The following is a 19,285-nucleotide window of genomic DNA, read 5'->3' on the forward strand; positions in this document are numbered from 1 at the left end:
CATGCCCCCTCTCCAGATAGCAGACGGGGTACGCGCTTAAAGAATTATTTCTGGCGAACCACGTTGCCAGTAAACGCGTTAAGTACCGACAGCAGATGCGCCAGGTAATTCTCCTCATAAAACCGGACGACGCTTTCCTGAATAACCGCCGGTGATGATAGCTGGCGGCCGTCAATAATCTCCTGCATCTTACGGGCCAGAGCCGTCGTATCGCGGGGAGGGAAAAGCTCGCCATTTAATCCCGGCTGAATTATTTCACCAGGACCGCTGACGCAATCAGAGCTAATACACCAGATACCCCGGGATAAAGCCTCCAGCAGTATTAAAGGAAAACCTTCATGGGCGGAAGTAAGCAGTAAAGCGGAAACATTACCGACATTTTCCCGCACATATTGCCAGGGATCCCGTTGCCATCTATGCCACGTGATATTTTGACTCACCCCACAAGCAACAGCATAGGCCTGGCACTGTTCCCGGTCGGGACCATCGCCAATCACATCAAGATGCCACTCTCCGTTCAATAAAGCGCACGCGGACAGCAGATCTTTTAATCTTTTCTGATCTTCGAAATGTACTCGGCCGATATAAATAAAACGTGCCGATGGCGCTTTTTCTGTCCAGGCATCACTATGAGCTACTGGATTGAATACCGTAGCGATGTCATTTTCCGCCGCACCTAATTCCATCAACTGACGGCGAATCTCATTACTGATCGCCAGATGATAATCCGCTTTCATTAAATAGTAAGGACGATAGCGATCCAGCGGCGGCAAATGTATCCATGACAGCAACTTTATATTCCGTAAAGAAAAACGAATCGCCAGTCTGGAGATCAGACAAGGGATGGTGTTCAATGTAATAATGATGTCAGGTTTAACTTTAGCAATATAGCGCGCCAAAGCGCTGGCATGTGCAATCCGCCTTAATTTATGATTACCAATTAACGATTTATGAATTTTATATGGGATACCATTCAGCCATTGCCGATCCTGTTCTTCCCCTTCATCAAACAGGAAAACTGAGGCTTCAACACCGTCTGCTGAATTTAATAACCGGATCACTCTGGATGTCACCCTTTCCATACCCCCATAACCGACAGGTACATCCATAGTAAAAACTATTCGCATTTTGACACCCAGGCAAGCAAAAAAAATAAGATTAATTATAAGTTAAAGCGCACATAAAGACAAAAAAATCACTTCTCTACAGACGCCTGTTTTTGGCTATGATAGAATCCGCAGGGATTGGCTAACATGCTCAGGTTGCATATGTTAAAAGATAAAAACGACATCATTTACAATGCCTGCGTTGTGGCACTGGCAACTGCTCTGGCTCTTAACCTTATCATAACCGGTATCCCTGCCAAAATATTCTATATTGTGAGCTACATTTCTGTAATATTTACCATCAGACATTTCCTGAAAGAAAAAAAAACCGGCAGCAAACTGTTTACTTTCTTTCTGATAAGTATTTTCCTGGTGGGGTTGGTCAGAGTATCATGGGCCCTTTATTTTAATGATGTTTATTATGTAGATGTCAGGGAAAATTATTTATTGAGCGGAAAACGCGCTCTGCTTGCTACATTTGTCATATTCTGGCTATATACGGAAAGATTTCGCGCGCATCGCCTGACACTGAATATTGCATCAGCACTGCTAATCATCTCATTATTCATTACCTGTTTCATCGGCTATTATGAATATATGGAAAGCGGCAGAATAAAATTAACAGCAGATGCGGCAACCACCTCATCGTACTTAATTACCGTGATTGGATTTGCCACTCTGTGGACGCTGATACAGGGATGCCAGAGTCAGTTGCGTAGTATTGCACTGTGCCTGCTGAGTTCAGCGTTAATGCTTTTCTTACTGGCATTAACTGAAACCCGCTCGGCAATCCTGAGTATTCCGGTCTTTTTGTTTATATTCTTTGCTGTCTTTTTCAGGAAGGTAAATAAAAAAGTCAGAATCGGATTGATGGTATGTTTTCTGACAGCATTGATCGCCACCCCCTTCTTTGCCCAGGACAGGATGAAAGAGATCGCCGCTAATATACAAAGCTATCATCATGATAATTCGACATCGATTGGCGCCAGATTTTCTATCTGGAAAGGCGGTTGGTATAGTACGACACTCGATTTTTTAGGACAGAGTCCGGATAGCCGTACAGAAAAGGCCCGTCTATACATTGAAAAATATGAGAAAAGCAACCCGGAAGCTTATAATAATGTCAAATACAATCTCCATAATGAACTGCTTGAAGTTTTTTCATTGCAGGGTATTGCCGGGCTAATCACTTTATTATCATTCTATATTATCGGATTAATCATCGGCCTGCGCGGTATTAAAGACAAAACCAACGGTGTATTTTTTATTATCGCGCCAGTGATTATGATGGGGCTCACAGACTCCGTATTAATTCAGGCAAATACCGTAATGGTAGTATGTATCTCAGCAGGTCTGGCATTTATCTGGTTACCATCAGAGAAAAAGCCGTTAAGGTCGCCGGGCGATATCTCCGTTATCTGACATTTTCAACCCACGGGCATCGTCTGGCGGACAGTGCCCATTAAACCTCTTGATTTCCTGAGATTAATTACTGCTCAGGAAAGTGGACATGGCGGCAATCTCTTTGTTTATGTCATCCACCGGAATAGATGAAAGCATATCTTCCGTTGTAATAATCTGCCGCGCCAGCGGATAATTCGGCGCCCAGACTTTATTGTTGATAAATCCCCCCAGAATAACGTTACTGCCATATAAAGCAATCAGCGGCTTATCAAACGCACAGGCGACATGCACCCAGGAAGTATCCGGTGATATCACCAGGCTGGCCTTTTCGATGCAGGCCATCGCGCTGAAAAAAGTTGTCCCCGGGTTTTTAACCACGCCTTCAGCCACGGTAAACGTCGCTAATAACTGCGCCGGGCCAATTAAAACAATATCGATATGCGGGCCAATACTGCGGATGAACCTGACCATCCCGTCAACCTGTACCGGTGAGAGGTTGCGTTCTTTACGGGCAGCAAAGGGGTTAATCACCACCATTTTATTGCCTGCCAGCTGGCTCAGAAAAGCGTGTGTCGCGGCGCGTTCCTGTTCAGGTATTGATAGCAGATAATGATAGTTTTCATCCTGTTCCCCGGTTAACAACGTAATGACCTGTTTATAGCGTTTAGTCACATGCTGATCGACAAACGGATAATCGATGTTTATATCATAGCGCGGCAGGTTATTTTTATTAAAACCCAACGTATGCCTGGCGTTGATAAGACAGATAAAGAAATAATAAACAGGTGAAATATAATCACCAAAATCCAGCACTAAATCATATTTTTCTTTACGCAACCGTAGCCCAAGCTTAAAGATATCACTAAAGCGTGGATGATAAACAAAGATATTTTTAATCTGAGATAAATTGCTTATAATAAACGCATTGTCTTTACCGGCGACAACGTCGATATGTTTTCCCGCCGCGGCCAGTTTACTGAATAACCCGGTGGAGACAATCATGTCGCCAATCTTATTATCATCTCTCAGCACCAGGATTTTCTTCACGGAATCCGGCTTCCATGGCGACACGCGTCTACCAGTATTCATCAATAAACAGACCAGGCGGAGCTTTAATCTACGAAGATACTGGTTTTTCTTTCTGTTCCACTGTTTGATTTTTTTTACAAACATTTTATCTTCGCTTATCCATTTAATGTTTTATCTTCTGTAGACAACTATATAAGCAATTTTTATTTCAGCTTTGTCTGATAATACTCAGCAAGCGTCATTCCCTGAGTGCGCGCGCTAAGCCAGATAAAGAGCTGCTCCAGATCATGATACAACCCCTCTATCGCCGCCGAATCCTTAAATGTCGGACTACCGCCCGGCATAAACTCAGACGAATGCAGCATAAACTCAACATAATCGCTGCCCCGGGACAAATATTGCTCCGCCACTCCCGTCATGCGCTGTACATTACCGCCCGCAGGCCGCAACCAGTCCACAGAGGGGCTACGATATTTACCACGCAGCCGATCGTAACCCTGTTTCACCGCATTGAGCCAGCCCGCATGTTTATACTGAATGCTCATCGGCACTTCGAGTAACGTGCTGTTTCCCGGTTTATCAATATTATCCACATCCATAAAATAGGCGCGATCGGGAAAGTGCTGGTAATTACTCCCCCCCTGCCCGGAAGGCGCGCCTCTGGCGTTACGCCAGTTAACGCGTGGCGTCACAGAACAATCCGTTTCATAGCCAAGCTCAATCAGCAGGCGCGCGTAACGGCTGTCGAACGCCCAGCGGCCGGCGCGGTGGCTGCGCATCTTCACCTGAAACGTCTTTTCCAACAGCTCAGTCATGAAAACCACCTTATCACGCATGATATCATCAGGATATTCAATGAGATAAGGCTGCCAGCGCCAGTCATCACCGGTGAGATCATATTCCGGTGGGCTATGCCAGGCATGCAAATGCATCCCCACTTCCCCGGTATTTCTGGCGATCACATCACTGGCAAACTCGACATAAACCGGGTCAACAGCCATTTCATAATTCGTCAGCCAGGTGGGTTTAAAACCATATTTCTCACACAACTGCTGAAAGCGCGCCAAATATCTGGCGTTTTCTGTGGTAATACGATCGTGATTTTGCCACAGGTTATCGCCTTCAGTATCAATGGTGATCAGAAATGCTGGTTTACTTGTCATGGCTTACATCCGCTGGCCGGGAGGAGCAATATGGTAGAGGAATTGGTGAAAAACTGCCACAGCGCTTCTATCAGACTGCCTGATACCCTAAAATCGGAAGCCAAATATCCGGTGAAGAAAAGAGTATGCGATCAGAGCCATCTTTCATTCCCTCCCGTATTCTGGTGATTAAGCTACGCCATCACGGCGACATGCTACTGATCACGCCAGTCATTCATGCCCTGAAGCAGCACTATCCTGACACCAGCGTCGACGTTCTGCTTTATGAAGAAACCCGGGAGATGCTGGCCGCCAACCGGGAAATTCGCCAGATTTACGGCCTTGACCGGCGCTGGAAAACCCAGGGCGCGCGTTACAAGCTCCGCCAGGAGTGGGCGCTGCTGCAAAGCCTGCGCCAGCAGCGCTATGATCTGGTACTGAATCTGGCCGATCAGTGGAACAGCGCCCTGATTACCGCGTTTACCGGCGCCGCGGTGCGTATCGGTTTTGACTTCCCCAAGCGGCGCCATTTTCTGTGGCGCCACTGTCATAACCGCCTTGCGGCCACGGACGCCCACCAGACGCAGCACACTGTTGAACAGAACTTATCGATTCTGGCGCCGCTCGGGTTGTCGGTTGACCACCCCACGGTGACCATGGCCTATACCTCCGGGGACTGGCAAAACTGCCTGGCGCTAATCCCGGAAGCGTTCCGCCGGCAATATATTGTTATTCAGCCCACGTCGCGTTGGTTCTTTAAATGCTGGCGCGAGTCGCGCATGAGCGAGGTAATTAACGCGCTGGCGGAAATGGGCCAGCATGTCATCATCACATCCGGCCCCGACCCGAAAGAAAAGCAGATGGTAGAGGCGATTATCGCTGGCTGTCCGCAGGCGCCGATCCTCTCCCTTGCCGGTCAGTTGACCCTACGTCAGTTGGCGGCGCTGATCGACCATGCGCGGCTATTTATTGGCGTCGATTCGGTGCCGATGCACATGGCCGCCGCGCTGCAAACGCCGCTGATAGCGCTTTTCGGCCCGTCAAAACTCACCTTCTGGCGCCCCTGGCAGGCAAAAGGCGAGGTGATCTGGGCCGGCGATTTTGGTCCCCTGCCCGATCCCGACGCGATTGATACCGGCACTGATGAACGTTACCTGGATTTGATCCCCGCCAGCGCCGTGATTGATGCCGCCAGAAGGCTACTGTCATGAAAAAATTCCGCCTGGCGTTAGTCAGACAAAAATACCGGCCGGACGGCGGCGCCGAGCGCTTTGTCTCCCGGGCGCTGGAAGCGCTCGACCAGCACGATCTGGCGCTTAACGTTATCACCCGGGAATGGCAGGGCCCCGTCAAACCGGCGTGGCAAATCCATATCTGTAACCCGCCTAAATGGGGGCGTATCAGCCGCGAACGCGGCTTTGCCAACGCCGCCAGAGCGCTATGGCAGGCGCAGCAGTTCGATCTGGTGCAAAGCCATGAACGTATCGCCGGCTGCGATCTATATCGCGCCGGGGATGGCGTGCATCGCCGCTGGCTGGAGGAGCGCTCGCGCATTCTGCCCGGCTGGAAAGCGAAACTGCTGTGGTACGACCGCTATCATCGCTATGTCATGAACGCCGAGCAGGAGATGTACGGCGATCCGGCCCTGCGCGCCGTGATTTGCAACGCGGCGATGGTGAAACAGGAGATCATGGCTAATTTTGGTTTTCCTGAGCATAAAATCCACGTCATTTATAACGCAATCGACCACCAGCGTTTCGCCCCCCCTGACCCGCAGCAGCGTCTGGCGCTGAGAAGCCGTCTGGGCATCGCGGCACGGGCGACCTGCCTGATTTTCGTCGGTTCGGGCTTCGAGCGTAAAGGGCTGGACGCCGCCATCCGGGCGCTTGCGCCCACCGATCGCCACCTGCTGGTAGTCGGTAAAGATAAAGATCAGTCGCGCTATCAGGCGCTGGCCAGAACGCTCGGTTGCGACCAGCGCGTTCACTTTTTCGGTATCCAGCAGGAAACTCTGCCCTTTTACCAGGCGTCCGACGGTCTGCTGCTCCCCACACTGTACGACCCGTTCCCGAACGTGATTCTCGAAGCCATGGCCTGTGGCCTGCCGGTCATCACCACCACCGGCTGCGGCGGCGCGGAGTTTATTGATGCCGGACGCAACGGCTATGTTTGCGATGCCCTGGATATCCCGGCGCTAACCCAGGCCATCATGGCGCTGCCGTCTGACATCAGCGATTCAGAGCCAGGCCGCTGCGCCAGGGCGCGTATTATGGAATGTACCGCGGAAAATCTGTCCGCGCAGCTGATCGCCCTGTATCAACAACTGGTGGAGTAACTGATGCGAATTCTGTTCATCATCGACGGGTTGCCCGGCGGCGGCGCGGAAAAAGTGGTACTCACGCTGGCGGAACAGTTTCTCCGCGAAGGGGAGCAGGTAGCGCTATTCTCTCTGCGCGATGTCTGCGACTATCCGCTGCCGCAGGGGCTGGACTACCGGGTGATCGCCGATACCTGTCGCGCGCCGTGGCGCAAGCTTACTGAGATAACGCGCCGGGCGCGTCAGTTGGATCGGGCCATCGCGCAAAGCGGTCACTTTGATTTGATAGTCTCTCATCTCCACAAGACCGATCGTATCGTGGCGCACAGTCGCGCGCTGCGAAACCAGAATCTGTGGTTTTGCCTGCATGGGGTATTTTCCACCTCTTATCTGGGGCATCGCCGCGGTTTCGATCGCTGGCTGAAGCGCCGTAAAATTCAGCAGGTCTATCAGCAGCGCAATATCATCACCGTTTCTGATGCGGTGGGGAACGATCTGGTTGAAGCGTTCCATGTACGTCCCGCACAGCTACGCACCATCTATAACCCGTTTGATATCGACGCCATTCGTCAGGCGGCGCTGGAACCCTGCGCCATGGCCGGGCAGGATTACCTGATTCACGTCGGGCGTTTTCATACCGCCAAACGCCACGATCGTCTGATTGAAGCCTATGCGCAAAGCGGTATTGACGCGCCGCTGGTGCTGCTCGGTAAAGGAACGCCACAACAGGAACAAACACTGCGGGCGCTGGCCGCTGCCCGGGGAGTGGCAGACCGGGTCATCTTTCAGGGGTTTCATCGCAATCCGTGGCCGTGGATAAAACATGCCCGCCTGCTGGTGGTGAGTTCCGACAGCGAGGGATTTGGTAACGTGCTGGTGGAAGCGCTATTGCTGGGTACTGCGGTAGTCAGCACCCGCTGTCCGGGCGGGCCGGCGGAAATTCTTACCGGGTCGCTGGCCAATGGGCTGTCGGACCTCAGCAGCGAAGCGTTGGCCCGGACGATGCAAAACATTTATTATCATCCCCCCGCCATTGAACCAGGCGCGCTGGAGAAGTTCAGCGTGCAAAATATCTGTATGCAATACCGGCAATTACAGAAATAGTATGCTAACAGCAGTCATTTGCTTGTGATGGATTTTATATGAACCATGCCCCTTTACTCAGTATCATCGCCGCCGTCTATAACGGTGAGAAGTTCCTTGAGCAATTCTTCACCTGCATTCAGCAGCAGGCGCTGGAAAGTTATGAACTGATTCTGGTGAATGATGGATCTACAGACGCCAGCGTCGCCATCATGGAAGCCTGGAAAGAGAAGCTGGGCAATGTCACCATCATCGGGCAGGAAAATCAGGGCGTATCGATCGCCCGTAACACCGGCCTTGCCGCCGCCCGCGGTAAGTACCTTGCCTTTCCGGATATCGACGATCTGTTTTACCCGGATATGTATCGCACGCTGCTGGCCATAGCCGAAGAAAATCAACTGGATGTCGCTACCTGCAATGGGCGGTATATCTATGAAGATGGCCGACCCGCACAGCCCATTTTCCCGCCTGACCGCCTGTCGTCCACACCGGTTTTAGCGGGGGATGTCTGGCTGAAACAGGCGCTGGACTCGCGTAAGTTTCTCCACGTGACCTGGCTGAACATCTATCGCCACGCATTTATTACCGCGCATAATTTTCATTTTGAACCCGGCCTGCGCCACCAGGATATTCCCTGGACGACAGAGCTTCTGCTGGCGGCTCAGCGGGTGCAGTACACCGATAAGCCATTCTACGATTACTACATTCATTCTGAATCGGTTTCCCATAAGCCCGACACCGACGACACGCTTATCCGTTCCGCCCATCACTACATGAAGATTCTGGAAATGCTGGAGGTGATTAACCAGCGCTATCCGGAAAAAGTGCGCCGCATTCCCGCCTGCCGCTGGCAGATAGCGAAAGAGGGGCTGGGGATCATTCATACCATCGATCAGATGAAGGATGTGGAGAAAAGGCGCGGTCTGATCAGGGAGTTTTTTGACCGCGGTATCTGGCGCCTGATCTGGAAAAATGCTCATAGCCTGCGCCTGCGCTGGAGGCTGGGACGCCGCTACTTTAGATTAAAAAAAGAATTAAAATCAGGATAATAAACTTAAAAATAGACTTAAACTGCCTGCCGCAGCTAAATGCAGGCAGTCTTTAATATATAGCCTGAATATATTGTTTAACGCATTTTTCTCTCTCAGTGCCTCTTATCGGCCAAACAGCAGCGATTCTTAGCCTGGGGATAGCTTTAAACAGATTAAATGCTTAGAATTTGGCCCGCCGATAATAAAAAACGGATATTAGCTTGGAATCGTTGTATACCGCTCTACTCTATCTTATCCAGCCGCTGGTTTGGGTTCGTCTTTTACTTCGTAGCCGGAAGGCCCCGGCGTACCGTAAACGCTGGGCGGAGCGCTACGGATACTGCAAAAATAAAGTTCAGCCGAATGGCATTCTGCTCCATTCGGTTTCCGTGGGTGAAACCCTTGCCGCGATTCCATTAGTGCGGGCGTTACGCCACCGTTACCCGACCCTGCCGATTACCGTTACCACCATGACGCCAACCGGCTCTGAGCGCGTACTGTCGGCGTTTGGCAAGGATGTTCATCACGTTTATCTGCCTTACGACCTGCCCTGCGCCATGAACCGTTTTCTCAACACGGTACGGCCCCGGCTGGTGATCGTGATGGAAACGGAGCTGTGGCCCAATATGATTAACGCCCTGCACCGGCGCCACATTCCGCTGATTGTCGCTAACGCCCGGCTTTCCGAGCGTTCGGCGCGCGGTTATAAAAAGCTGGGCGGACTAATGCGCCGCCTGCTGAACAACATTACTCTGATTGCCGCCCAGAACAGTGAAGACGGAGAACGTTTTATTGCGCTGGGGCTCAGACGCAGCCAGTTGTCCGTGACCGGCAGCCTGAAATTTGATATCTCCGTTACTCCGGAACTGGCAGCCCGGGCAATTACCCTGCGCCGCCAGTGGGCGCCACATCGTAAAGTGTGGATTGCCACCAGCACTCATGACGGCGAAGAGGCGATTATCCTCGACGCTCACCGCAAACTGCTGGCCAGCTTCCCGGATCTACTGCTGATTCTGGTACCCCGTCACCCCGAACGCTTCAGCGACGCGCAGCAACTGGTACGCAAGGAAGGCTTCAGTTATACCCTGCGCAGCAGCGGTGAAATCCCGTCGGCCAGCACTCAGGTCGTCGTCGGCGATACCATGGGGGAGCTGATGCTGCTGTACGGTATTGCCGACCTGGCTTTCGTGGGCGGCAGCCTGGTCGAGCGCGGCGGCCACAACCCACTGGAACCGGCGGCGCACGCTATCCCGGTGCTGATGGGGCCATATACTTTCAACTTTAAAGATATTTGCGCTCGCCTGCAGGCGGCGGACGGGCTAATCACCGTCACCGACGCGGATTCGCTGGTGAAAGAAGTTTCCACATTACTCACCGATGAAGATTACCGTCTCTGGTACGGCCGGCATGCCGTTGAAGTCCTGCACCAGAACCAGGGGGCGCTGCAGCGCCTGCTCCAGTTGCTCGAACCCTATCTGCCGCCGCGAGGTCACTGATGACAATGCGCCTGTCGGTTGTCCTGATCGTCAGAGATGCCGCCGATCTGCTGCCCGATTGCCTGGCATCGGTTGCCTGGGCGGATGAGCTCGTGGTGCTGGACTCTGGCAGTCAGGATGCGACACTGGCTATCGCCCGGGAAGCCGGCGCGCAGGTATACGTCCGGGAAGACTGGCAGGGCTATGGCGTTCAGCGCCAGCGCGCCCAGCAATACGCCAGCGGCGATTATATTCTGATGATCGATGCCGACGAGCGCGTCACGCCGGAGCTGGCTGACGCTATTCGCAGCGTACTCACCGCCCCCGCAGCAGGCGCCGTCTACAGCATCGCGCGCCGTAATCTGTTCCTGGGGCGCTTTATGCGCCACAGCGGCTGGTATCCCGACAGGGTCATCCGGTTGTATCCGCGCGAACAGTATCGCTATAACGACAATCAGGTCCACGAATCCCTTGACTACGCCAGCGCCGACGTAAAGCCCCTGCCTGGCGATCTGTTGCACTTAACCTGCCGGGACTTCGCCAGCTTTCAGCGTAAGCAGCTCAACTACGCCACGGCGTGGGCCCACGAGCGGCATCTGCAGGGCAAGAAAACCTCATTGTGGGGGATATTCAGCCATACCGCCGGGGCGTTCATCAAAACGCTGTTGCTGCGCGGCGGCGTGCTGGACGGCGCTCAGGGCTGGTTGCTGGCCGTGGTGAATGCACAATATACTTTCAACAAATATGCCGAACTTTGGGCCCTTAACCACGGTTATACGCAGAAGAGACCGCTATGAGCACTCGCGCCATCTATCCCGGCACCTTTGACCCGATGACCAACGGCCATCTGGATATCATCGAACGCGCGGCGAAAATGTTCGATCGCCTGATACTGGCCATCGCCGCCAGCCCGGGCAAAAAACCGCTGTTTACCCTGGAAGAACGCGTCGAACTGGCCAGCCAGGCAACGCGCGGTTTCAGGAATGTCGAGGTTATCGGCTTCAGCGATCTGATGGCCAACTTCGCCCGCACACAGCAGGCCAACGTTCTGATTCGCGGGCTGCGCGCCGTCGCCGACTTTGAGTATGAAATGCAGTTGGCGCAGATGAACCGCCACCTGATGCCGGAACTGGAAAGCGTCTTCCTGATGCCTTCCGGCGAGTGGTCTTACGTCTCTTCTTCGCTGGTGAAAGAGGTGGCCCGCCACCAGGGGGATGTCAGCCATTTCCTGCCTCCCCATATCCACCAGGCGCTGCTGTCCCGGCTCAACGCCGGTAAATAATTAGCGCTGGCAGCGGCGGCAATAAAACGTCCGTCGCTGGCCGTGTTTTGTCGCCAGGACTGGCGCGCCGCATGCCCGACAGGGCTCCCCCTCACGTCCGTAAACCTGTAGCTCCTGGGCGAAATAACCCGGCTTGCCATCGCTCTGCAAAAAATCCTTCAGGGTAGTTCCCCCCTGTTCAATCGATCGTAACAGCACGGCCTTGATCGCCTGTACCAACAGTTCGCACTCCTGCTTCGACAGGGAACTGGCGGCCCGATCGGGATGGATCCCGGCGGCGAACAGCGATTCGCTGGCATAAATATTACCGACGCCGACCACCAGTTTGTTATCCATCAGCCAGGGCTTAATCGCCAGGCGCTTTTTAGCGCATTTTTCATGCAGATAGTCGGCATTGAAATCGTCGCTGAGCGGTTCCGGCCCGAGGTGCGCCAACACATTGTGTCCCTGCAACTCCCGGGTCCACAGCCAGGCGCCAAAGCGGCGCGGATCGGTGTAGCGCAGCACTTTGCCGTTGCTCATCACCAAATCGACGTGATCGTGTTTTTCGGCAGGCTGTTCATACGGGAGGATACGCAGGCTACCGGACATACCAAGATGGATAATGATCCAGCCATCCGGCAGTTCCAGCAGCAGATATTTAGCCCGACGCTGTACGCTCAGTACCGGTTTGTCGCTCAACGCGTGGATCTCCGCAGAGACCGGCCAGCGCAGGCGGCCATTCCGCACCACGGCGTGCAAAATGGTCTCGCCGACCAGATGCGGTTCGATCCCGCGTCGGCTGGTTTCCACTTCTGGTAATTCTGGCATGGCTCCTCCCTTGTCTGTGTTTGCTGCCATCGTCCACCGCCATGATATGGGGACGTTCTGAAAACAAAAAACCCCGCCGGAGCGGGGTTTTCAGACAGAAGCCAGAATTATTTAATTTTGGCTTCTTTGTAGATAACGTGCTGACGAACAACCGGATCGTACTTTTTCAGTTCCATTTTTTCCGGTTTGGTGCGTTTGTTCTTCGTGGTGGTATAGAAGTGACCAGTACCAGCAGAAGAAACCAGCTTGATCTTCTCGCGAACACCTTTAGCCATGATTTATCTCCTTAGTACTTCTCGCCACGGGCACGCAGTTCAGCCAGAACTGTATCGATGCCTTTTTTATCAATAACACGCATACCTTTAGCAGATACGCGCAGAGTAACGAAACGCTTTTCGCTCTCAACCCAGAAACGATGAGAGTGCAGGTTCGGCAGAAAACGGCGTTTAGTCGCGTTCAGTGCGTGGGAACGGTTGTTACCGGTCACCGGACGCTTGCCAGTAACTTGGCAGACTCGGGACATGTCTATTCTCCAAAAATCAAATTAGCTCGAGCTTCGTATAGGGTATTGGCGCCTCGTCAGGCCTGCTGGCCTGGTCTGGCGGTTCATTGTGAACTCGCGATGCCAGGCCCAAATGCCAAACCCGAGATTCTCAAAGGTGGCGTAGTATACGCTGAGTAAGGCATGTGCTCAAGTCCCGGACAAACAAAGATCCCGGTGGATCGCCTGTTTTGGCCTAAATCCAGCCTCGTTCAGCAAATGAAACGCTCTCTCCATGGCCGATAACCAGGTGGTCGAGCACCCGAATGTCCATAAACTGGCAGCTACGCATAATACGATCGGTAATCGCCCGGTCGGCGCGGCTGGGCTCCGCTTTTCCGGAAGGATGGTTATGGGCCAGAATCACCGCCGCCGCATTGCGTTTCATCGCTTCGCGGACAATCTCCCGGGGATGTACCTCTACGTGCGCCAGCGTGCCGGAAAACATCCGGCTATGAGAGATAACCCGATTCTGATTATCGAGAAAGATCACCATAAAAACCTCGCGCTCTTCATCCGCCAGTTGGCTAAACAAAAAATCGCGGGTCATTTCCGGGCTGAGCAACGTTTTTTCTTCCGCTATCTGGCAGGAAAAATAGCGCCGCGCCAGCTCCGCGATAGCGCATAGTTGGGCATACTTCGCCAGGCCAATACCGCCAACCTCGCGAAAGTCGTCCAGACTGGCGCTCAGTAACTGGCGCAGACTTCCGAAATGGCGGATTAACTGGTGCGCAAACACCAGTACATGCACACCGGGTTTGCCGGTGCGCAGAAAAATCGCCAACAGTTCTACATCCGACAATGCCCTGGGCCCCAGTTCCAGCAACTTCTCCCGCGGCGGCATACCCAGCTCTTCACTCCATTCCATTGCGCACCTCCCTGTCCGTTTACCATATCCTGACACAACGTATTAAAGGAAACGACTGTCGCGACAACAGGTTGCGTAACGCCTCGCAAACTCCTTATCGCCCGGCGCCACAACGCCGCAAGGATTATGATAAAATCTCCGCCCAGTGACGCCAGCAAACAGGAAAAGAGCGATGACGGGCCTTGCCGGTAAAAAAATTGTTCTGGGCATCAGCGGCGGTATCGCCGCCTACAAAGCGCCAGAATTAGTACGCCGCCTGCGCGATCGGGGGGCTGACGTCCGGGTCGCAATGACCGACGCGGCTAAAGCATTTATTACTCCCCTGAGTTTACAGGCCGTATCCGGTTACCCTGTTTCCGACAGTCTGCTGGATCCCGCGGCTGAAGCCGCCATGGGCCATATCGAGCTGGGAAAGTGGGCCGATTTAGTCATTCTGGCCCCCGCAACGGCCGATCTTATCGCGCGAATCGCCGCAGGCATGGCCAACGATCTGGTGAGCACCATTTGCCTGGCCACGCCGTCTCCGGTCGCCGTCGTACCGGCCATGAACCAGCAAATGTACCGGGCCGCGGCAACCCAGCATAACCTTGGCACCCTGGCCAGCCGCGGGCTGCTTATCTGGGGTCCGGACAGCGGCAGTCAGGCCTGTGGCGATGTTGGCCCCGGGCGGATGCTCGATCCGCTGACGATTGTCGAGATGGCGGCACAGCACTTTGCCCCGGTCAAAGATTTGCAACATCTCAACATCATGATAACCGCTGGTCCTACCCGCGAGCCGCTGGATCCGGTTCGCTATATCACTAACCACAGTTCCGGTAAAATGGGGTTCGCGATTGCCGCCGCCGCCGCCGCGCGGGGCGCCAGTGTCACGCTGGTGGCCGGGCCGGTCGCCCTGCCTACGCCGCCGTGGGTAAAACGTATTGATGTAACCACTGCGCTGGAAATGGAAGCCGCCGTGCAGCAACAGGTTCAGCAGCAGCATATTTTTATTGGCTGCGCCGCGGTAGCGGATTACCGCGCCCGGCAAGTCGCTGATGAGAAAATAAAAAAGCAAGGCGATGAATTAACAATAAAAATGGTTAAAAATCCGGATATCGTCGCCGGCGTTGCCGCCCTGACCGATCGCCGCCCCTATGTGGTCGGGTTTGCCGCGGAAACAAATAATGTGGAAGAATATGCCCGGCAAAAGCGCGCCAAAAAGCAGCTTGATCTGATCTGCGCCAACGATGTTTCTCAGACTGGTCAGGGCTTTAACAGCGACAGCAACGCATTGCACCTTTTCTGGCAGGAAGGAGAAAAAGTCTTACCGCTTACGCAGAAGGCACTCCTTGGCCATCTATTACTGGACGAGATAGTTACCCGTTATGATGAAAAAAATCGACGTTAAGATTCTGGACCCGCGCGTGGGCCAGCAGTTTCCGCTGCCGACCTATGCCACTCATGGCTCGGCAGGTCTCGATCTGCGCGCCTGTCTGGATAACGCCGTGACGCTGGCGCCGGGGGAAACCACCTTGCTGCCGACCGGTCTGGCGATTCACATTGCCGATACATCGCTGGCCGCGGTTATTCTGCCCCGCTCCGGGCTGGGCCACAAACATGGCATTGTGTTGGGTAACCTGGTCGGACTTATCGACTCCGATTATCAGGGCCAGTTGATGGTATCCGTCTGGAACCGCGGCAACACCACGTTCACCATTGAACCCGGTGAGCGCGTCGCTCAAATGGTCTTTGTTCCGGTGGTCCAGGCTGAATTCAATCTGGTAGAAGAATTCGATGTAACCGATCGCGGGGAAGGCGGTTTCGGCCACTCCGGCCGTCAGTAAGCCCGATATTTCGGACGCACCTCTGTAGCGTTATAACATTAATAATGACGCGGGCCATACGGCTTGCGGACGTTATGTGGGTGCGCGCCTGACTGACACAGCGTTTATTTCAGGGGTATTTTAAAACATGGCAGAAAAACAAACGGCGAAAAGGAACCGTCGCGAGGAAATACTTCAGTCTCTGGCCCAAATGCTGGAATCCAGTGATGGAAGCCAGCGGATCACCACCGCCAAACTGGCGGCCTCGGTTGGCGTTTCTGAAGCCGCGCTGTACCGGCATTTTCCCAGTAAGACGCGGATGTTCGACAGTCTGATTGAATTTATCGAAGACAGTCTGACCAGCCGCATCAATCTGATTCTGAAGGATGAAAAAGACACCGCCAATCGGCTGCGTCTTATTGTCCTGCTGATTCTTGGATTCGGCGAGCGTAACCCGGGTTTGACGCGCATCCTGACCGGCCACGCGCTGATGTTCGAACAGGATCGCCTGCAGGGGCGTATCAATCAGCTGTTTGAACGCATTGAAGCGCAGCTCCGCCAGGTACTGCGGGAAAGGAAAATGCGCGAAGGCGAAGGTTTTACTAACGATGAAACGCTGTTAGCCAGCCAGATCCTGGCGTTTTGCGAAGGGATGCTTTCCCGCTTCGTACGCACGGAATTCCGCTACCGGCCCACGGACGAGTTCGAAATCCGCTGGCCGCTGATCTCCGCCCAGCTGCAATAATAAGCCACCCGTACAGGTGGCTGTCCGCTTAGCGAGCTTTTACACCCCATAAGTCTGGCGATACTGGCGCACTGCCGCCAGATGATCGGCCATTTCCGGTTTCTCTTCCAGGTAGCGAATCAGATCGTTCAGCGTGATGATAGAAATCACGGTGCAACCGTAGTCACGCTCCACTTCCTGAATCGCGGATAGTTCGCCGCGGCCGCGCTCCTGGCGATCGAGGGAAATCAGTACGCCGGCCAGCGTCGCGCCATGCGCCTGAATGATCTCCATGGATTCACGGATCGCCGTACCGGCGGTTATCACGTCATCAACCAGCATTACGCGCCCTTCCAGCGCACTGCCGACCAGATTTCCGCCTTCGCCGTGATCTTTCGCCTCTTTGCGGTTAAAGCAGTAAGGCACATCCCGCTCATGATGTTCCGCCAGCGCGACCGCGGTAGTGGTGGCAATGGGAATCCCTTTATACGCTGGCCCGAACAGCAGATCGAAATCAATACCGGAATCCGTCAGCGCAGCGGCGTAAAACTGCCCCAGCAGCGCCAGATCGCGCCCGGTATTGAACAGCCCGGCGTTAAAGAAATAGGGACTGATACGCCCGGATTTCAGGGTAAATTCGCCGAACTTTAACACCTGCTTGTTAAGCGCAAATTCAATAAACTGGCGCTGATACGGTTTCATGGATTCGCTCCTCATCATCTCACTACGGTTATGCAAAATACCTCGCGCAGCGCCTGACGCGGGAACGGCGCGAGGTATACCGCATAAAAAAGGCGACTCACTGGTCGCCTTAAATGGGTTAACTGTTTAGCGCCGCTTTTTGCGATGCGACGATTGATTCAATGCCTCCGCGGGCCAGCGCCAGCAGAGCCAGCAGCTCTTCATGGGTGAAAGGCTCGCCTTCCGCGGTGCCCTGCACTTCAATCATCCGCCCGTCTTCCGTCATCACCACATTCATATCGGTTTCCGCGGCAGAGTCTTCAACATACTCCAGATCGCAGACCGCTTCGCCATTCACAATCCCCACGGAAACGGCGGCGACCATACCCTTCATTGGGTTGGTTTTCAGTTTACCGGCGGCAGCCAGACCGGCGAGGGCATCAGCCAGCGCCACACAGGCGCCAGTAATTGATGCAGTACGCGTGCCGCCATCGGCCTGAATGACATCGCAGTCCAGCGTAATGGTGAACTCGCCAAGCGCCTTTAAATCCACGGCGGCGCGCAGCGCGCGGGCGATAAGGCGCTGAATTTCCATGGTACGGCCGCCCTGTTTACCTTTCGCGGCTTCACGGGCATTACGGGTATGGGTGGATCGTGGCAACATGCCGTATTCGGCAGTGATCCATCCCTGGCCCTGGCCTTTCAGAAAACGCGGAACACCCTCTTCAACGGTGGCGGTGCACAGCACTTTAGTCTCTCCGAACTCGACCAGCACGGAGCCTTCTGCGTGTTTAGTATAATGACGAGTCAGGGTAACCGGACGAACCTGAGTAGCGCTACGGCCTGCTGGACGCATGATAATTCTCCTGCCAGAAACGAGTGTGGCTGCGCATTATACGGACTTCACTCGCTTATGCCTATCCTGGCAGGGCCAGCGTGGCTATAATCCCTTCATCCATCTCTGAAAACGGGTATCACTATGATCCGTAGTATGACCGCCTACGCCCGGCGAGAAGTTAAGGGTAAGTGGGGAAGCGCCGCCTGGGAGCTCCGTTCCGTCAACCAACGTTATCTGGAAACCTATCTGCGCCTGCCAGAGCAATTCCGCAGCCTGGAGCCCGTCGCCCGCGAGCGCATTCGCAGCCGCCTGACGCGCGGGAAAATTGAGTGCAACCTGCGCTTTGAACCGGATGCCAGCGCCCAGGGTACGTTGATCCTCAATGAAAAGCTGGCGAAACAGTTGGTTGAGGCCGCTAACTGGGTGAAATTGCAGAGTGACGAAGGGGAAATTAACCCGGTAGATATTCTGCGCTGGCCCGGAGTGATGTCGGCTCAGGAGCAGGATCTGGACGCCATTACCGCAGAGATTCTCGCGGCGCTGGACGGCGCTCTGGATGATTTTATCGCCGCCCGGGAGCGTGAAGGCCAGGCGCTGAAAGCGTTGATTGAACAACGGCTGGAAGGCGTCAGTGCGGAAGTGGTGAAAGTCCGCGCCCGAATGCCGGAGATTCTGGTCTGGCAGCGCGAACGGTTACTCAGCAGACTCGAAGAAGCGCAGGTGCAACTGGAGAATAACCGCCTGGAGCAGGAGCTGGTTCTGCTGGCCCAGCGTATCGACGTCGCCGAAGAGCTGGATCGCCTGGAAGCCCATGTCAAAGAGACCTGGAACATCCTGAAGAAGAAAGAAGCGGTAGGCCGCCGCCTCGACTTTATGATGCAGGAGTTTAACCGCGAATCGAATACTCTGGCATCAAAGTCTATCAATACCGAAGTGACCAATTCTGCTATTGAGCTGAAGGTATTGATTGAACAGATGCGCGAGCAGATTCAAAACATCGAGTAAGGTTTCACTTAAACTCACTAAGTCTCACGACGCCCCACCAATATCCATAAGCCAGTGTAAATACTGGCTTTTTTAATTCCATAAAGTCTCATATAATATCACTGACCTGCTCCCCGTTGATTAATACACCGCGATATTAGTAATGTC

Annotated in this window: 21 protein-coding genes; 12 read left to right on the top strand and 9 right to left on the bottom strand. The window is 53.8% G+C overall.

Annotated features, from left to right (window positions below):
• Positions 1–44: 44 nt before the first annotated feature.
• A complete protein-coding gene (locus AQ981_RS20930; protein WP_249226360.1) occupies positions 45–1,109 on the bottom strand; it encodes a glycosyltransferase in 1,065 nt (354 codons plus the stop codon).
• Positions 1,110–1,268: 159 nt separating this feature from the next.
• Here AQ981_RS20930 and AQ981_RS20935 point away from each other — a divergent pair, with 159 nt between their 5' ends.
• Positions 1,269–2,528, top strand: coding sequence for an O-antigen ligase family protein (locus tag AQ981_RS20935; protein ID WP_058913701.1), 1,260 nt, complete (start codon positions 1,269–1,271; stop codon positions 2,526–2,528).
• 63 nt (positions 2,529–2,591) lie between these two features.
• On the opposite strand, the gene AQ981_RS20940 is transcribed toward AQ981_RS20935, so the two are convergent.
• Complete coding sequence (locus AQ981_RS20940; RefSeq protein ID WP_161969183.1) at positions 2,592–3,581, bottom strand: glycosyltransferase family 9 protein; 990 nt, start codon at positions 3,579–3,581, stop codon at positions 2,592–2,594.
• Between the two features lie 161 nt (positions 3,582–3,742).
• On the bottom strand, positions 3,743–4,702 hold the full coding sequence (locus AQ981_RS20945) for a polysaccharide deacetylase family protein (RefSeq protein WP_058913703.1): 960 nt from the start codon (positions 4,700–4,702) through the stop codon (positions 3,743–3,745).
• 125 nt (positions 4,703–4,827) lie between these two features.
• Between AQ981_RS20945 and rfaQ the strand changes: the two genes are divergently transcribed.
• The 7 genes from rfaQ (at position 4,828) to coaD (ending at position 11,869) form a co-directional block, all read left to right on the top strand.
• Entirely contained in the window at positions 4,828–5,892 is a 1,065-nt protein-coding gene (gene rfaQ, locus AQ981_RS20950; RefSeq protein ID WP_058913704.1) for a putative lipopolysaccharide heptosyltransferase III, read from the top strand.
• A complete protein-coding gene (locus tag AQ981_RS20955) occupies positions 5,889–7,016 on the top strand; it encodes a glycosyltransferase family 4 protein (protein WP_058913705.1) in 1,128 nt (375 codons plus the stop codon). The genes rfaQ and AQ981_RS20955 overlap by 4 nt, the downstream gene beginning before the upstream one ends.
• Positions 7,017–7,019: 3 nt before the next feature.
• On the top strand, positions 7,020–8,102 hold the full coding sequence (locus AQ981_RS20960; RefSeq protein ID WP_058913706.1) for a glycosyltransferase: 1,083 nt from the start codon (positions 7,020–7,022) through the stop codon (positions 8,100–8,102).
• A 38-nt stretch (positions 8,103–8,140) separates the two neighbouring features.
• Entirely contained in the window at positions 8,141–9,130 is a 990-nt protein-coding gene (locus tag AQ981_RS20965) for a glycosyltransferase (protein ID WP_058913707.1), read from the top strand.
• Between the two features lie 203 nt (positions 9,131–9,333).
• Positions 9,334–10,608 carry a lipid IV(A) 3-deoxy-D-manno-octulosonic acid transferase gene (waaA, locus tag AQ981_RS20970; protein ID WP_058913708.1) on the top strand — a complete coding sequence of 425 codons (1,275 nt, stop codon included), beginning with the start codon at positions 9,334–9,336 and terminating at the stop codon, positions 10,606–10,608.
• Positions 10,608–11,384, top strand: coding sequence for a glycosyltransferase family 2 protein (locus AQ981_RS20975; protein ID WP_058913709.1), 777 nt, complete (start codon positions 10,608–10,610; stop codon positions 11,382–11,384). Before waaA ends, AQ981_RS20975 begins: the two co-directional genes overlap by 1 nt.
• Positions 11,381–11,869, top strand: a complete 489-nt coding sequence (gene coaD / locus AQ981_RS20980) for a pantetheine-phosphate adenylyltransferase (RefSeq protein ID WP_058913710.1) — start codon at positions 11,381–11,383, stop codon at positions 11,867–11,869. The genes AQ981_RS20975 and coaD overlap by 4 nt, the downstream gene beginning before the upstream one ends.
• On the opposite strand, the gene mutM is transcribed toward coaD, so the two are convergent.
• The 4 genes from mutM to radC form a co-directional block, all read right to left on the bottom strand.
• Positions 11,870–12,679 (bottom strand): bifunctional DNA-formamidopyrimidine glycosylase/DNA-(apurinic or apyrimidinic site) lyase, encoded by an 810-nt coding sequence (mutM, locus tag AQ981_RS20985; protein ID WP_058913711.1) that lies wholly within the window; start codon positions 12,677–12,679, stop codon positions 11,870–11,872. It lies immediately after the preceding gene.
• Between the two features lie 107 nt (positions 12,680–12,786).
• A complete protein-coding gene (gene rpmG, locus AQ981_RS20990) occupies positions 12,787–12,954 on the bottom strand; it encodes a 50S ribosomal protein L33 (RefSeq protein ID WP_058913712.1) in 168 nt (55 codons plus the stop codon).
• A gap of 11 nt (positions 12,955–12,965) precedes the next feature.
• A complete protein-coding gene (rpmB, locus tag AQ981_RS20995; protein ID WP_000091955.1) occupies positions 12,966–13,202 on the bottom strand; it encodes a 50S ribosomal protein L28 in 237 nt (78 codons plus the stop codon).
• Between the two features lie 214 nt (positions 13,203–13,416).
• A complete protein-coding gene (gene radC, locus AQ981_RS21000; protein ID WP_058913713.1) occupies positions 13,417–14,088 on the bottom strand; it encodes a RadC family protein in 672 nt (223 codons plus the stop codon).
• Positions 14,089–14,260: 172 nt separating this feature from the next.
• Between radC and coaBC the strand changes: the two genes are divergently transcribed.
• The 3 genes from coaBC (at position 14,261) to slmA (ending at position 16,635) form a co-directional block, all read left to right on the top strand.
• Complete coding sequence (coaBC, locus tag AQ981_RS21005; RefSeq protein WP_058913714.1) at positions 14,261–15,475, top strand: bifunctional phosphopantothenoylcysteine decarboxylase/phosphopantothenate--cysteine ligase CoaBC; 1,215 nt, start codon at positions 14,261–14,263, stop codon at positions 15,473–15,475.
• Complete coding sequence (gene dut / locus AQ981_RS21010) at positions 15,453–15,911, top strand: dUTP diphosphatase (RefSeq protein WP_058913715.1); 459 nt, start codon at positions 15,453–15,455, stop codon at positions 15,909–15,911. The genes coaBC and dut overlap by 23 nt, the downstream gene beginning before the upstream one ends.
• 127 nt (positions 15,912–16,038) lie before the next feature.
• Entirely contained in the window at positions 16,039–16,635 is a 597-nt protein-coding gene (gene slmA, locus AQ981_RS21015; protein WP_058913716.1) for a nucleoid occlusion factor SlmA, read from the top strand.
• Between the two features lie 39 nt (positions 16,636–16,674).
• Here slmA and pyrE read toward each other — a convergent pair whose 3' ends face one another.
• Entirely contained in the window at positions 16,675–17,316 is a 642-nt protein-coding gene (pyrE, locus tag AQ981_RS21020) for an orotate phosphoribosyltransferase (RefSeq protein WP_058913717.1), read from the bottom strand.
• A 118-nt stretch (positions 17,317–17,434) separates the two neighbouring features.
• Positions 17,435–18,151, bottom strand: a complete 717-nt coding sequence (rph, locus tag AQ981_RS21025) for a ribonuclease PH (protein WP_058913718.1) — start codon at positions 18,149–18,151, stop codon at positions 17,435–17,437.
• A gap of 123 nt (positions 18,152–18,274) precedes the next feature.
• On the opposite strand from rph, the gene AQ981_RS21030 reads away from it, so the two are divergent.
• On the top strand, positions 18,275–19,138 hold the full coding sequence (locus tag AQ981_RS21030) for a YicC/YloC family endoribonuclease (RefSeq protein ID WP_058913719.1): 864 nt from the start codon (positions 18,275–18,277) through the stop codon (positions 19,136–19,138).
• Positions 19,139–19,285 lie beyond the last annotated feature (147 nt).

The organism is Entomohabitans teleogrylli (assembly GCF_001484765.1).
GTDB lineage: Bacteria > Pseudomonadota > Gammaproteobacteria > Enterobacterales > Enterobacteriaceae > Entomohabitans > Entomohabitans teleogrylli.